We start from the raw sequence: 14616 nt of genomic DNA, 5'->3' as shown, positions 1-14616 counted from the left end.
GATGCCGGTGGTGTAATGGCCGGCATCGACGTCAGCTGCCGATGCGAGGGGGCTGTCTGATGGAGTTCCGTACCAGACCGGATGGGACGAAGTATCCGTTGGCCGGCGGTGGCGGCAAGGGCGGTGGCAAGGGTGGCGGCGGAGCCGTCCTCGCGGTGCTGGCCGCGGTGGCCCTGGCCGGTGGGGGTGGGGCGGTGGGGGCGGGCGGGCTGGGTGCGAGCGGCGGCGGTGGCACGGCGGCCGGGAGTGTTCCGGGCAACCTTTCTCGGGACGTGGTCGACTCGCTGCCGGGCCGCGACCTCAGCACCCGCCGCGCCGAGGGGCGGAAGTCGGCCCGGCAGGGGCGGGCGAACGAGGCGTGGAGCCGGGTGAAGTTCAAGGAGCTGAACCGAAAGATCGAGACCGGGGTGGCGTGTGTGGCCTCCGCCACGGGTCGGGTTCGGCAGTTCCTGACCCGGACTCCGTGCACCTCCCTGGCCGGCATGATGCTCCTCGTCGGTGACGGGCAGGGAAACGCGGCCGTCGTCTCCGTCGTGCGGATCGGGTTTCGGACCGCCGCGCAGGCCAGTGCGTTCCAGGAGGTGGAGGACGTCGGTGGCAGCGGGGATGTTCGTCCGCTGCCCGTTTCCGCGGTACTGGATCTGGCCGGCGTCGAGATCACCGGGCAGCACTACCACATTCGCCGGGACGGGGCCGCCGCCCGGGTGATCGGTGAGGCCGACGTGGCGACCGGGACCATCGATCGCGAGGTGCTCCTTGCCTTGGCGGACATCGGTTCCTATCTGCCGATCAGGTAGGTCACCCAGCGGAGGTCGGCGGGGGCGAGGGTGCGCGGCGGGGTTGCGCGTCGCGGTTCGGGTATGTGGATCCAGGCCTTCGCGCGGACCTCCTTGACGCCGACGTGAACGCGGGTGAAGCGGGCGGGGTCGATGTTGCGGTGGTTGTGCCGGACCATGGCCTGGTAGATCGCTTCGGAGGCGATCAGGATCAGGTCGGCGTCCGGGTGGTGGGTGAACACCCGGCACACCGGCCGGCTGTTGACCAGGCGGCAGGTCAGGTTCAGATCGGTGCCGACACAGCCGAGCGGGCCGTGCAGCACCTCACCGGCGTGCACGGCGACCCGCAGCCTGAGCCGCGGCCCTTGTCCGCGCCTGCGGTTGCAATCCCGCAGTCCGGCACTCAGGTAAGGGATCACGGCGTCGAGCACCTGGGTCTTCGGCACGGTCGCGGGGATGAACAGGATCATGCCGTCACCCCGGTCCTCCGTACGGAGCTTGTGCCACGGGATGCCGGCGGCCCGGAACGCGGCCTGAACCAGCTCGTCGAGCAACGTCCGGGCCCGCAGCTGGGTGAGATCGTCCCAACTGCCCGATCCGGCCGTGTCGATGGCGACGATCAGTTCGTACCGGGGGTCCACCGGATCGGGGGCGCGCCGGCGCCTGGTGTCGAGGCCGGTCGCCAGCGTTTGGCAGAACAGCGTGGCAAGTTGCAGGAATCCAAGTTCCAAGGCGAACCTCCGCACTTTCGTGGGTGAGCGGACAAGTGGCCACTGGCCGGACAGTTCCCACCGATGGCCGGGTCCGGGTATTTATCCGGCCTGCTGCCGTCCCTGGAGAGGTATCCGAGGCGTGGGGAGTGCGGTATGGCCGTCGTCGTCGAGCAGGGCCGCGATCGAAGGGATGCGGCGTGCCCTGGCCAGACAACGCTGGCGGGTCGGACCGATCGCGCCGAGCGGGATGCCGAGGCTCGAGCTGATCTCCGCGTAGGTGGCCGGCGGGTCGGCGAACAGCATCGCCAGCAGGTCCCGGTCTCGCTGCGGGAGCTGCGCGAACGCGCCGCGCACGACGCCACGGCGCTCCTCGGCGAGCAGGTGCACGTCGGTGCCCGGCTCGGTTCCGATGGAGAACTCCCGGCCATCCGGAATCTGGCGCCGTTTGTCCCGCAACATGCGCAGGCACTCGCGCCGGGTCGCGGTCATCAGCCAGCCGGGCAACGCTTCCGGCCGGCGGATCGTGACCATGCCGGTCAGCAGGCCGAGCCAGACGTTTCCGCTGACGTCGTCGGCGTCCGTGCCGAAGATTCCATGATCACGACACACGGCGAACACCAGCGGGGAATATCGGCGCAGGATTTCGCGCCAGGCCGTCTCCGTACCCTGCCGGGCGCTTTCGAGCAGGGCTGTTACCGACTTGTCCGGCATTTTTCCACTCCCTTTATCGGATCTGCCGATACCTCTCCCTCAACACCGGGGTGGCCCAGTGGGCTCACGATGTCGCGACGCCCTGGTTGTGAACCTTGCGACAACCTTGAGAAGCAGGCAGCATCGACGAGATCGCGAATCATGAGTGGGCGACCGAGGGTCAGCTGCATGGAGTTCCGGCTGTTCGGCGAGATTCAACTCAACGCGGCGGGTCGGTTGCTGGATGTCGGCGCCCCGCGGCAACAACGAGTGCTGGCCGCACTTGCGGTCGACGTCGGCCGGCCGGTGCCGGTCGAGACACTGATCGATCGGGTATGGGACGATTCCCCGCCGGCAATGGCCCGGGATGTGCTTTATCCGTACCTAAGTAAGCTCCGCCGCCTGCTTAAGCAGGCGACCGAGATCACCGGGACGGAGGCGCGAATCGACAAGCGGAGCGCCGGATACGTCCTGGAAATCGATCCGGATCTGGTGGACCTGCACCGCTTCGCGCTGCTCGTCGAGCGCGGCACCGGCAGCACCACCGCCGACGCGGACCGGGCGACCGTGCTGGCCGAGGCACTGGACCTGTGGCGGGGGCCGCCGCTCGCCGGGATCGCCGGCGAGTGGGTGACCAAGACTCGGGAAAGCTGGTACCGGCTACGCCTGGACGCGGTCGTGCATCTGGGCGCGGTCCTGCTGTCGCTCGGGCGGGCCACCGACGCGATCCGCACGCTGCCCGACCTGATCGACGAGTACCCGCTTGCCGAACCGCTCGAAGCGCTGCTCATCCGGGCATATCACGCGGACGGACGCGACGCCGAGGCGATCGACCGCTTCGGCCGCATCAAGCGCCGGCTCGCCGACGAACTGGGCACCGATCCCGGCCCGGAGCTCATCGAGCTGCACTCGGCGATCCTGCGCGGCGAACTTCCCGCGGCCGAGCGGACGAACCCGCTGGCGACTCCCGCACAGCTGCCGCCGGACCTGTACGGCTTCGCCGGCCGCGAGGACGAGCTGCGGCTGCTGGACAGTTTGATCGACGTCGACTCGGCCACGCGCATCGTCGCGGTATCCGGCACCGCCGGGGTCGGAAAGACCGCGCTGGCCGTGCACTGGGCGCACCGGGTTCGGGACCGGTTTCCGGACGGCCAGCTCTACGCGAATCTGCGCGGGTTCGACCCGACCGGCTCGCCGGTCACCCCGGCCGAGACCGTCCGGGGTTTCCTGGACGCCTTCGAGGTGCCCGGCAAGCGCATTCCGGCGAGCTTCGAGGCCCAGGTCGGGCTGTACCGCAGCCTGCTCGCCGACCGGCGGGTACTGGTGATCCTGGACAACGCGCGGTCCGCCGAGCAGGTGCGGCCGCTGCTCGCCGGCTCGCCGGGCAGCCTGGCCCTGATCACCAGCCGGGCGTTGCTCACCAGCCTGGTCGTCGCCGAGGGAGCGCACGCGCTGGACATCGATCTGCTCGACGTCAGCGAGTCACACGAGCTGCTCGCCGGCCGGCTGGGCGCCAACCGCGTCGCGGCGGAACCCGTGGCGGTGCAGGAGATCATCGAACTCTGCGCCCGGCTGCCGCTGGCGCTCGCGGTGGTCGCCGCACGCGCGGCCACGCATCCCCGGTTCCGGCTGGCGGCGCTGGCCGACGAACTTCGCGCCGCCCGCGGCGGCCTCGACGAGTTCGCCAACGCCGATCCGACGACCGATCCGCGGGCGGTCTTCTCCTGGTCGTACCTGCAGTTGACCGAGCCGGCCGCGCGGTTGTTCCGGCTGATCGGCCTGCACTCGGGACCCGACATCGGCGTTCGCGCCGCGGCGAGTCTCACCGGGGTGCCCACCAGCAACGCGCGTCACCTGCTCGCCGAGCTGGCCCGCACCAACCTGCTCACCGAGCACCGGCCCGGCCGCTACGCGTGCCACGACCTGTTGCGTGCCTACGCCTCCGAGCAGGCCACCGCGCTCGACCCGGAAGACGACCGCCGCGCCGCGCACCGGCGGCTGCTGGTCCACTACATCCACAGCGCCAACCACGCCGACGCCCGGCTCGATCCACATCGCAAGGAACTGCCGGCGCTGACCGGGCTCCTGCCGGGAGTCTCGGCCGAGACCATGGCCGACAACGACCAGGCACTGGCCTGGTTCAACGCCGAGCACCGCGTGCTGCTCGGCGCCATCCGCCAGTCCGCCGAGCTCGACGCCGAGGTCTGGGAGCTGGCCTGGGCGATGCAACGATTCCTCAGCTTCCAAGGACATTGGCACGACATGCTGGTGGCCTGCTCGGTGGCGGTCGCCGCCGCCGAGCGACTCGACGATCCGTTCCGGCAGGCCTTCGCGCACCACCAGATGGGCTGTGCGCACGTCTGGTTCGACGAGCACGAAGAGGCCAGCCGCCGGTTCGACATCGCGCTCGAGCTGTATCGGGCGGCGGGCGACCTGGCCGGTCAGGCCCGAGTCGAGTACGACCACGCCTGGAACCTCGAGCGGCAACAGCGCAACGTCGAGGCGTTCGACCACGCCGAGAAGGCACTGGACCTGTTCCGCGCGGCCGGACATCAGGCCGGACAGGCCAAGCTGCTGAACGCGATCGGCTGGTTCCACGCCCAGCACGGCGACTACCACGCCGCCCTCGGCTTCTGCCGGGAAGCTCTCGAACTGCAGACCACGATCGGCGACGACCGCGGTGCCGCCCAGACCTGGCACAGCATCGGCTACGCCCATCACCACCTCGGCGACCACCCACGCGCGATCGAATGTTACGAGTCGGCGATCGGACTGTGCCGTATGTACGGCTATCCATACCTCGAAGCGGTCGCGCTGTCGTCGCTCGGTGACACCCACGACGATGCCGGCGATCACGAGTCGGCCCGCATCGCCTGGCAGCGATCGGTCGAAATTCTCGATCGCCTTGGCCATACCGACGCCCAGGAAACCCGCGCCAAACTGGCAAACTCCCCGCAAGTATGATTCTCGACAATTTCTGAAAGGTGGGGGCAATGAGTGATTTCAACCCAGACAGTAGTGCCCTGTCCGCGAAACTCAAGGGCTGGTTGCCGAACAGTGGACTCAGCGGCGACCAGCAGACATTGCTGCGAGCAATGCTGGGTGTCGCCCGCGGTATCACCGATGCCGGCAACGGTAGCGATGCGCCGAATCTCACCAGAGACTTCGACCACGCATTCGATCCCCTGACGACGGACAAGGTCAACCTGCTCCTGAAGTACCGGAACGGTTCGCCCGCCGCGATCGTGTACGAGGAACCACCGACGGCCACGGACAACGGTTACCGCGCCGCCACTCCCAGGATCGTGCGGAGCCAGCCGAAATGACCGACGGTGCACCGGCGGCCTTGCCGACCGTCCTCGTGTCCATGCCGTTCATGCAGGTCGACCGGCCGTCGATACAGCTCGGCCTGCTGAAGGCGATCGGGGCGGCACACGGCTTTCCGGTGCACACACTGCACGCCAATCTCGACTTCGCGGCCGCGATCGGCGTGGATCGCTACCGGCTGCTCGCCGACCAGCACACGAGGATGGTCGGCGAGTGGCTGTTCGCGCTCGAGGCGTTCGGGGACGCCGCACCCGACCGGGAGGCCGGGCTGCTGGCGGAGTTCGGCGAGGAGTTCGCCCGGTTGGCCGGGTCCGCGGCAGCCGCGCGGGAGCAGTTGCTTGCCATTCGGGACCACGACGTACCCGCTTTTCTCGATGCCCTCGTCGACGGCTACCCGTGGTCCGAGGTTCGGGTCGTCGGGTTCAGCTGCACGTTCCAGCAGAACACCGCCTCGTTCGCCCTTGCCCGCCGGTTGAAGCGGCGCTACCCGGAGATCGTCACCGTGTTCGGCGGTGCGAACTTCGACGGCGAGATGGGCGTCGAGTTGGTGCGGTCGGTCGACTGCGTCGACTTCGCCGTTGTCGGCGAGGCGGACAGCGCGTTTCCCGCGCTGCTTTCCGCCCTCGCCGCGGGCACGGATCCCACCGCCGTGCCCGGGGTCGCCACCCGAGATGTCGCGACCGCGCCGGCACCGCCGCACGAGCAGCTCGACGACCTGCCGGCGCCGGACTACGGCGAGTACTTCGAGCGGGCCGGCCGGCTCGGGCTGCCGACCGAAGCGGTCTGGATCCCGTTCGAGTCGGCCCGCGGTTGCTGGTGGGGCGCCAAACACCACTGCACCTTCTGCGGCCTCAACCAGACCACGATGCGATTCCGGGCCAAGTCCCCCCGGCGGGTGCTCGACGAGCTCGCCGTCCAGAGCCGGCGCTACCGGCGCTTCCGGTTCGAAGCGGTCGACAACATCCTCGATCCGCGTTACCTGCGCGAACTCTTCCCGGCGATCACCGAAAGTGCCAGCGACTACCAGTTCTTCTACGAGGTCAAGGCGAACCTCAGCAGAGCGCAGCTGAAGACCCTTGCGCTCGGCGGCGTCACGCACCTGCAACCCGGCCTCGAGTCGCTGAGCTCCGCGGTGCTGCGGTTGATGGACAAGGGAGTCCGCGCCGCGCAGAACGTGAACCTGCTCCGCTGGGCCCGGTACTACGGCATCGAGGTGACCTGGAACATCCTGTGGGGCTTCCCCGGCGAGACCGAGACGGACTACACGGAACAGGCCGGGGTGGTCCCGCATCTGGTGCACCTGCAGCCGCCGGCGTGCGCCGGACGGGTCGCGTTGGAGCGGTTCAGCCCGATGCACAGCCAACCCGGCCGGTTCCCGACCCGCTACCGGAAACCCGAGGCGAGCCACCGGTACGTGTACCCGGACACCGTGGACCTCGACCGGGTCGCCTACTTCTTCGACTACGAACTGACCGACGCGCTGCCGCCGGCGGCATACTCCGCGCTGCGCAAAGCGATCGCCGAATGGACCACCGCGTGGCAGCCGGACGACCGGCCGGCACTCGTCTACCACTCGTCCCCGGGCTATCTCCGCATCGTCGACGCCCGGCATCGCGGACAAGAAGGGTCGTACACCTTCCACGACGTCCTGGCCGCCATCTACCTCGACTGCAGCGACCAGCCGCGGACCGCAAGGGCCGTCCATCGCCGGCTCGAACTGGACTGTTCGGTCGGCGTTGTCGAGGACGCCTTCCAGCGGTTCCAGGAGCGCGGGCTCATGTTCCGCGACGGTGATCTCGCGCTGTCCCTGGCGATACCGGCAGTGCCGGGACGGTGAGCCGGATGAGCTGGAGTGCCTGGATACCGTTGGGCAGCCCGCCGGGCGGGGTGGTCGGCCGGCCGGCGATCTCGTCCCGGGAGACCGGCACGAACGTCTACGTGCGCGGCAGCGACAACGCCCTGTGGCAGTTGGGTTCCGCGAACGGGCAGTGGCACGGCTGGGACCGGCACGACGACGGTCTGGTGCTCGCGTCGTCACCGGCGGTCGGTTCGATGGGGCCCGATCACGAGATCGTGTTCGCGGCCGGGACCGACGGCACCTTGTGGGGCAAGGGATGGACCTCCGGTGCCGGGTGGAGTCCTTGGGGCTCGCTGGGCACCACCGCGACCGGATTCGTCGGCGACCCGGTCGCGATCTGCCGCAACCCCAAGGTGTGCCACGTCTATCTGCGGGGTGGCGACAACTTTCTCTGGCAGCTGGTCTGGTTTCACGGTGCCTGGTACTGGGGCCGGCACGAGGACGGGGCGCTGCTCGCCGCCGACCCGGCGGCGGCATCGAGCGGCCCGGACCACGAGATCGTGTTCGTGGTCGGCCTCGGCGGTCACGTGTGGTCGAAGGAGTTCAGCTCGGGTACCGGCTGGAGCGACTGGAACTCCCTCGGCTCGCCGAACGGGGACGCCGTCGACGGTCTTTGCGCGGTCTCCCGCCACCCAACGGTCGTCGACCTCTACGCCCGCGGTGCGGACAAAGCCCTGTGGCAGCGGGAATATCGCAACGGCAGTTGGCACGGCTGGTACCGGCACGAGGACGGCGCGGCGCTCGGCTCCGGACCCGCCGCGGCAACCCGCGGGCCCGAGCACGAACTGGTGGTGCATCGCGGCCCGGCCGCCCAACTGTTCCTGAAGTGGTGGGAGCCGAACCTGCGCACGGTGGACGTCAACCTGATCCGGGTCGGGCTCGACTGTCTCTTCCCGCCCATCGGGCCGGAGAGCACGCTGGCGTTGGCCCGCTGGATCTGCTTCCAGGCCGGACTCGACGTTCGTGCGGTCCGGCAGTTCCGCATCGGGCCCGGGGCGGCCGCCGCCTGGGAGATCATCGACGGTCCGGCCGAAGCCGAGGAGTTGGCCGACCGGTGGTCGATGCGCGGCAGCGCCCTGGATGTGTTCGTCGTTCGGGCGGTGAACGTGCCGGACGGCGCCGCGACCGTCTGGAGTGACCGGGACGTCGACCCACCCGGCGGCGGTGTGTTCTCCCTGAACGGAACCACCGGCGTGGAGCACACCTGCGGACCCAACCCGATCGTCTGCGGCTGGCAGGCCGGAACCGGGCGCGGTACCGCCCTGGCGACCCGGTTCGGCGCCAGCGCCCCCGGTGCGATCCGGCATCCGGTGGCCGCGCTGCTGACCGGCCGGGCGGAGTCCGCGGCGATCGACTCGCTGGACCGCGCAGCCCTCGACGAGCTGCGTGCGATCGCCGGTGGCGCCGCCCATCCGCACTACCGGCTGCGGGCGATGTCCCTACTCGCCGCGGCCAAACCGGACGACGGCCGGCAACTGTTCCGCGCGGCGCTGCGGGACGAGTGCGCCGACGTCACCGTGCGCGCCGCCGCGGCGACCTGGCTGTCCCGGTTCGCCGGCCCGCAGGCGCAGGCCGCGCTGCTCGCCGCGCTGGCGTCCGAGCGGTCCGTCCCGGTCCTGCACAAGATCATCGCCGGGCTGGCCCGGGTCGGCGAGGAGGACGTCATCCCGGTGCTGTCCGAACTGGCGGACACCGATCCGAACCTGGCCGGGCCCGCGGCATTCGCCCGGTCGGTCATCGCCCACCGGGTCGGCCTCGGCGGCTGCGCGCCGCCGGCCGCAGGCGAGTCCCGGCTGGCCCCGGCCCCGGCCGGCGCGCCGCGGTCACCGGTTCTCGAGAGCTACGAACAGATTCCGAACGCCGCCCGGCTGCCCCAGGACACCTACGGCATGATCGTCGGCCCGGGCATCGCGGGCCTGCGCTGCGGCGGGCGCCGGCTGGCGGTCGCGATCGACCTCACCGCGCTGGCCAGACTGCTCACCACACCGACCATCCCGGCCCTGGTGGCCAGCCGGGCCGAGTTCGACGGCTCACTGCACACCAGCATGCTCGTGCTTTCCTGGCCGGCCAACGACAACACCGCACACCTCGCCGTGCACCGCCTGGCCGGCACGCCCGCCTACGTCGGCTCGGCGAAGGTGGCGGGCAGCTCGGTATCGTTCGAACTGACCGCCGTCCACACCCCGGGCGCCCGCCACACCAGCATCACCGGCGCGATCGTCTCCGGTGTCCTCCAAGACCTCGACGTCCGCTCCGGCCCGCGCCTGCCGGCGCAGATACCGGAGCCGATCTAGGTTGCGGTGGCCGCGAGGCCGCTGTGGGTGGCCGGATCGGGGGGCGGCGGGAAGAGGCTGTCGAACACGCGGGCCCGGTCGAAGGTGAGGGCGTGGTCGCGGGCACGGGTGGCCATGGCGCAGCGGTTCTCGGGGGAAAGGTGCAGGGTGGCGGCGTCTATCGCCTCGGCGATCGACGCGACGTCGCCGGGCTGGACGAGGATTGCGGTGTCACCGACGGCTTCGAGGACGCCCCCCGTGTCCGTGGTGATCACCGGTCCGCCACCGGCGAGCATCTTCTCGGTCAGCGCGATGCCGAAGGTCTCGACGAAGTCCGGTTCGGGTCTGGTCGGCAGGACGTAGGCGGCGCAGCCGTTCATCAGCAACGGCTTCTCCTCGTCGTCGACGTCGGTGAGCAGGACGATCCGGTCGTCGTCCCGGGCGACCGCGCGGACCTGCTCCAGGTCGGGGCCGGTGCCGGCGATCACGAGCCGCAGCCGGGACCTGGCCCGGCACCGGGCGAATGCGCTCACCAGGTCGTAGACGCCCTTGGCGCGGGCCACCCTGGACAGGAACAGGACGTAGCCGTCGCGGTGCAGGCCGCGGCGCCGCAGGGCGGTGTCCACCAGTTCCGGGTCGAGGTGCAGGTAGGCCGCGGTGTCGATCGGCGGGTAGCTGACCGAGACCCGGCGCCGGCACTGCTCGGCGAACCGGGTGCCGCAGTGCGTGTCGACCGCCCCGGCGGCGGCGATGATCTCCCGCCGGGTGTAGTCGGACACGGCGATCACCTGGTCGTTTGCCAGAAACCGGGCGAAAAGCGCGACCGCCGCGCCGAACCGCCGCTCGCGCAGGCAGGAGCGGATCACGTTGGTGACGTCCGAGCCCACCGCCTTGGCCATGGTGCGGACATCGGGAGCGAACCCGGCCGCGCGCACCGCGTCCACGGCGTCGCGAATCACGGCGTCGTGCGGCGCGAGGTACATCGACAGGCAGACCGTGGGGATCGGCTCGATCAGCAGTTCGACCAGGCGGCCGGTGAGCCCGGCCAGATACCGGCCGTCGGGCACCCGGTAGTCGCCGACCGGCTCCGGGCGTTCCACCGTGATCCCCTTGCTGTACGGCAGGATCCGGTCCAGCGGCTTGAGCGGCAGGCCCACCGCCTTGAGCACGGGGACCGGCCAGGTCAGCAGCCGCACGTCGGTGAAGCCACGGGTGAGCGCGACCTCGGCCAGGTTGCGGGCCTCGCCGGAGTGACCGCAGATCACCGGGTCGGCCCGGACCACGATGACGAGCCGGCGGCTCAGCAGGTAGCTCATCAGCGGGCTCCCGGGCCGGACGGTTCGGACAGCGACGGCGGCACGATCTTGCGGCCCCACTCGGACGGTTCCGGGCCGAGCTCGAGGTGCAGCCGGCCGCCCGCGTGCACCTCGGACGCGGACAGGTGCGCGGCGTCCAGCGGTTTTCCGTTGAGCCGGGCGGATTGCACGTACTGCGGCGGCGGAATCCGTTCCAGGCCATCGGAACTGATCGAGTTCTCCCGGTGCCCGCTGGTCTCGATGACGAACTCCCGGTCCCGTACCCGCAGCGTGCTGTGCCGGAACGCCGGGGCGTTGATCAGGAACAGGCTCTGGCCGGCGATCGGGAACAGGCCGATGGAAGCCCACACGTACCACGAGCTCAGCCCGCCGGAGTCGTCGTTGCCGGGCAGCCCGCCGCGGCCGGTGCCGAACTGCCAGGTCAACGCCGCGTGCACGATCTCGGCGGTGCGGTCCGGCCGGCCCGCGTAGTGGTAGGACCACGGCGCTTCCATGTCCGGCTCGTTGTTCAGGCCCTCGAACCGGTTCAACGCGTAGCCGGCCGCCATCTCCGCCGGGCTCGGTCGCTTGCCGGGCTGGCTCACCCGCGGCGCGCCGTAGCCGAAGAACGCGTCCAGCATCGTGACGAACGCGTCGTCACCGCCGGCCAACGCGATCCTCGCGGCCATGTCGTGCAGCAGCCGGAACGAGTAGTTCCACTTGCCGCCCTCGTAGTAAGAGGAATCAAGCAGCAGGCCGGTGTCCGGGTCGAATGCGTTGCACCACAGGCGGCTTCGGGTGTCGAGCTCGTCGGCGAGCGGGCGGTCGCCGAGCGCCCGGGCCACGCCCGCGGTGCAGTGGTAGGCGTAGGCGAGGTCGAGGGTGTGCGCGATCGGGTGCACGACGCCGTGTTCGTAGAAGTCCTCGCCGTACATCCGGCGCAGGTCGTCGTGCATGTGCACCAGCGCCCAGGCCCAGTCCAGGTCCCCGAGGCCGAGGGCGTGCGCGTCGGCAAGCGCGGTGTGCACCAACGCGCTGCCCTGCCGGAAGAACCGGTCCGCACCGCGCGCCATCCGGTACCCGATCGGGAAGTTGCCCTCCTCCTCGCAGACCCGGACCAGCGACTCGAGCAGGTCGACCGCCCGGTCCGGACAGATGGCCGCCAGCAACGGCAGCTGGGTCTTGTAGATGTCCCACATCGTGCAGATGTCGAACGCGAACGGCCCAGGGCTAGGCCAGAACGGGCTCTCGTCGTCGGCGAAGCACGGCTTGATCAGCGAGTGGTACAGCGCGGTGGCGAACACCTGCCGCCGGGCCGGCGAACCGCCCTCGACCCGGACCCGGTCCACCTGGTCGTGCCACCGGGCCCTGGTTTCGGCCCGGACCGCGTCGAACGCCGCCGGACCCCGGCCGCACTCCCGGTGCAGGTTCTCCCGCGCCTGCGCGCAACCGCGCAGCGAGAACCCGATCCGCAGCTCGACGCTCTGGCCGGGGGTGGCCGGTCCGCGGAACAGCAGACCGAACGGGCGCAGGGTGGTCAGCCGGATCCGGTCGAAGTCCAGCCGCGTCCCGCCCTCGATCAGCCGGCGGTCGTGCCAGAGCATCTGCCGCCAGCCCGGGCTGTCGATCTCCAGATACACCGACAGCGGCACGCCCTCGACGACCACGGTGCCCTGGGCGCAGTCGGTGCCGACGCTCTCCACGCAGGCCCGCAGCGGCACCGTGCTGCCGAGGTCGATGGCCAGCCCGCCGCAGGACAGGTCGACGACGACCCGGGCGCTGCGGTGTTCGGGGAAGGCGAACCGGTGCACGGCCACCTTGGCGCCGACGGTGATCTCGCACCGGATGCCGCTGTCCAGCGTGGCCGCGTAGTACCCGGGCTCGGCGGTCTCGTCGTGCAGCGACCAGGCCTGCCCGAGGACGTCCAGCGACTGCACCATCGGGGTCACCCGCACGTAGTTGTAGTACTTGCGGATCGCGCCGGTGCCGGACTGCTGGAAGTGGGTGAACCCGGAGGCCCGCAGCCGGTCGAACATCTCCTCCGGCACGCCCTCGGTGCTCTTGGCGTAGCGGCCGTATCCCGTCGGGTAGGCGCCGGAGTAGGCGCAGGCGGACACCATGCCGAGCGGCGAGGTCGCTCCCGGATGGGTGTTTCCGACCTGCGGTTTGGGCCACCACCAGGCAGCCGCCAGCCCCTGCGCCGCGGGCAGTGCGGTGGCAGCCGTTCCGATGAAGGGGTCAATCTCGTCGATGATGGCGAAACAGTAAGTCAGGAGCGGCGCCACGTTGGTTTCAATCGTGTGAACGTGCCTCGGCGGGTCGTCCGGAGTCGAACGGCGGGCGGGTCGGGTCGACGCCGGCCAGGAAACCGGTGGCGAGGGCCTCGGTTCGGCGGGCTCCGATCGCCCCGGTCCACCGGGCGACCTCGCCGGCAAGGAACACCGCGCCGGGCTCGTCGCCGCGGTCCCTGGCGAGGACGGCGAGCAGCAGTTGCTGGGAGAGGGCTCCGGCGACGTAGCCGGCGCGGGCGGCGTGCCGGGCGGAGCGTTCCCACTGCTCCCGGGCCAGCATCTGGTCGCCGTCGTCGTGCGCATGGTCGCCGAGATGACGCAGGGTCTCGAAGACCAGCAGGTCGTCCCCGTGCCGCGCGGCCGCCGCGAGCGCGTGCCGGTAGTGCGCCGGGGCGGTGTCGCGCCGGCCGGTGAAGTTGTCGGCGATCACGCCGAGGTAGAACTCGGCCCAGCCACGGCACCGGGGATCCGGGGCGGTGTCACGCAGCGTGCCCGCCAGCCCGACCAACTCCTCCTGCGTGCGATCGTCCGATGGGGACAGCAACCGCTCGTTGTAGTCGCGCTTGAGCGACAAGAAGTCGAGCATCCAAGCCGCCTCGGCGTCGCCCGCCCGCTCGATGACCGCCCGGGCCGCATGCAGCGGTTCGGCCGCGCTCACCTCGCCGTGATGCCAGTCGCGCGCCAGGGTCACCTCGATGCGGGCCAGGACGAGCGCCGGATGTTCCGCGGCGCCGGCCGCGTCGAGCAGCGCGGTCGCCTCGGCGAACCGGGCAGCCGCGAGCAGAGCGCGCACGGCGGAGGCGATGACATCACCAGGAATCGTGTTCATGCCGGCAAGGTAATCATGCACATGACTATCCACCAGCAAACCATTCGCTGTCTAAGATAGTTGCCATGCGCGACTCGGTGGACGCCAACGTGGACCGATGGCTGCGGGAGATCCCGACGCTGAACCCGCTGCGCGAACAGGTCATCGCCCGGCTCAGCAAGATCGCCCGGCACATCTCGGCCGACCGGTCCACCGCGCTGACCGCAGGCGACCTGGCCATCTGGCAGTTCAAGACCCTGCTGATGCTGCGCCGGGCCGGAACCCCGCACGAGCTGAGCCCGTCCCAACTCGCCGACCAGCTCGGCCTCACCCGCGGCGCCCTGTCCGCCCGGCTTACGGGTCTCGAAGAGCGCGGCCTGATCGTCCGCGAGCACGACGCCGGCGACCGCCGCCGAGTCCGCGTCCGGCTCACCCCGGCCGGCACCCAAGCCCTGGAAGCCCAGCGCGACGCCGAGGAACGCAACGAGGATCACCTGCTCTCCGCGCTCACCGAACCCGAGCTGCACACCCTCGCCGACCTGCTCCGCAAGATCATGCTCACCGTCGAACGCTGACCCACCAACC

11 protein-coding genes are annotated in these 14616 nt (G+C 70.5%); 6 read left to right on the top strand and 5 right to left on the bottom strand.

The window, feature by feature from the left end; translation table 11 throughout:
* The first annotated feature begins 59 nt into the window (after positions 1-59).
* Positions 60-797, top strand: coding sequence for a hypothetical protein (locus VFV67_RS26770; RefSeq protein ID WP_326473421.1), 738 nt, complete (start codon positions 60-62; stop codon positions 795-797).
* Here the strand turns inward: VFV67_RS26770 and VFV67_RS26765 are convergent.
* Together VFV67_RS26765 and VFV67_RS26760 are read right to left on the bottom strand one after the other, a co-directional pair.
* Positions 779-1507: a hypothetical protein gene (locus VFV67_RS26765; protein ID WP_326473420.1), complete on the bottom strand. Its 729-nt coding sequence runs from the start codon at positions 1505-1507 to the stop codon at positions 779-781. The genes VFV67_RS26770 and VFV67_RS26765 overlap by 19 nt on opposite strands.
* A gap of 81 nt (positions 1508-1588) precedes the next feature.
* Complete coding sequence (locus VFV67_RS26760; RefSeq protein WP_326473419.1) at positions 1589-2200, bottom strand: sigma-70 family RNA polymerase sigma factor; 612 nt, start codon at positions 2198-2200, stop codon at positions 1589-1591.
* Between the two features lie 168 nt (positions 2201-2368).
* On the opposite strand from VFV67_RS26760, the gene VFV67_RS26755 reads away from it, so the two are divergent.
* From VFV67_RS26755 to VFV67_RS26740, 4 genes are read left to right on the top strand one after another with little or no spacing between them, the layout of a single operon-like run.
* Entirely contained in the window at positions 2369-5143 is a 2775-nt protein-coding gene (locus VFV67_RS26755) for an AfsR/SARP family transcriptional regulator (protein ID WP_326473418.1), read from the top strand.
* A 29-nt stretch (positions 5144-5172) separates the two neighbouring features.
* Positions 5173-5505, top strand: a complete 333-nt coding sequence (locus VFV67_RS26750) for a hypothetical protein (RefSeq protein WP_326473417.1) — start codon at positions 5173-5175, stop codon at positions 5503-5505.
* Positions 5502-7343: a RiPP maturation radical SAM C-methyltransferase gene (locus tag VFV67_RS26745; protein ID WP_326473416.1), complete on the top strand. Its 1842-nt coding sequence runs from the start codon at positions 5502-5504 to the stop codon at positions 7341-7343. The genes VFV67_RS26750 and VFV67_RS26745 overlap by 4 nt, the downstream gene beginning before the upstream one ends.
* A 5-nt stretch (positions 7344-7348) precedes the next feature.
* Positions 7349-9658 carry a HEAT repeat domain-containing protein gene (locus VFV67_RS26740; RefSeq protein WP_326473415.1) on the top strand — a complete coding sequence of 770 codons (2310 nt, stop codon included), beginning with the start codon at positions 7349-7351 and terminating at the stop codon, positions 9656-9658.
* On the opposite strand, the gene VFV67_RS26735 is transcribed toward VFV67_RS26740, so the two are convergent.
* The 3 genes from VFV67_RS26735 to VFV67_RS26725 are packed head-to-tail and all read right to left on the bottom strand — an operon-like array spanning position 9655 to position 14052.
* Complete coding sequence (locus tag VFV67_RS26735) at positions 9655-10953, bottom strand: glycosyltransferase (protein WP_326473414.1); 1299 nt, start codon at positions 10951-10953, stop codon at positions 9655-9657. The two genes, VFV67_RS26740 and VFV67_RS26735, sit on opposite strands and share 4 nt — an antisense overlap.
* A complete protein-coding gene (locus tag VFV67_RS26730) occupies positions 10953-13217 on the bottom strand; it encodes a GH92 family glycosyl hydrolase (protein WP_326473413.1) in 2265 nt (754 codons plus the stop codon). The genes VFV67_RS26735 and VFV67_RS26730 overlap by 1 nt, the downstream gene beginning before the upstream one ends.
* A gap of 7 nt (positions 13218-13224) precedes the next feature.
* A complete protein-coding gene (locus tag VFV67_RS26725; RefSeq protein WP_326473412.1) occupies positions 13225-14052 on the bottom strand; it encodes a hypothetical protein in 828 nt (275 codons plus the stop codon).
* Positions 14053-14117: 65 nt separating this feature from the next.
* On the opposite strand from VFV67_RS26725, the gene VFV67_RS26720 reads away from it, so the two are divergent.
* Positions 14118-14606, top strand: coding sequence for a MarR family transcriptional regulator (locus tag VFV67_RS26720; protein WP_326473411.1), 489 nt, complete (start codon positions 14118-14120; stop codon positions 14604-14606).
* The last annotated feature ends 10 nt before the right edge of the window (positions 14607-14616 follow it).

The sequence above is a fragment of the Actinophytocola sp. genome, from assembly GCF_035762905.1.
GTDB lineage: Bacteria > Actinomycetota > Actinomycetes > Mycobacteriales > Pseudonocardiaceae > DASYTH01.
Note: the sequence above shows the minus strand (reverse complement) of the source record. Positions and strands in the feature narration are given on the sequence as shown.

Coding starts and splice junctions, on each gene's coding strand:
- VFV67_RS26770 (WP_326473421.1), top strand. CDS start 60: ATGGAGTTCCGTACCAGACCGGATGGGACGAAGTATCCGTTGGCCGGC.
- VFV67_RS26760 (WP_326473419.1), bottom strand. CDS start 2,200: ATGCCGGACAAGTCGGTAACAGCCCTGCTCGAAAGCGCCCGGCAGGGT.
- VFV67_RS26755 (WP_326473418.1), top strand. CDS start 2,369: ATGGAGTTCCGGCTGTTCGGCGAGATTCAACTCAACGCGGCGGGTCGG.
- VFV67_RS26750 (WP_326473417.1), top strand. CDS start 5,173: ATGAGTGATTTCAACCCAGACAGTAGTGCCCTGTCCGCGAAACTCAAG.
- VFV67_RS26745 (WP_326473416.1), top strand. CDS start 5,502: ATGACCGACGGTGCACCGGCGGCCTTGCCGACCGTCCTCGTGTCCATG.
- VFV67_RS26740 (WP_326473415.1), top strand. CDS start 7,349: ATGAGCTGGAGTGCCTGGATACCGTTGGGCAGCCCGCCGGGCGGGGTG.
- VFV67_RS26735 (WP_326473414.1), bottom strand. CDS start 10,953: ATGAGCTACCTGCTGAGCCGCCGGCTCGTCATCGTGGTCCGGGCCGAC.
- VFV67_RS26725 (WP_326473412.1), bottom strand. CDS start 14,052: ATGAACACGATTCCTGGTGATGTCATCGCCTCCGCCGTGCGCGCTCTG.
- VFV67_RS26720 (WP_326473411.1), top strand. CDS start 14,118: ATGCGCGACTCGGTGGACGCCAACGTGGACCGATGGCTGCGGGAGATC.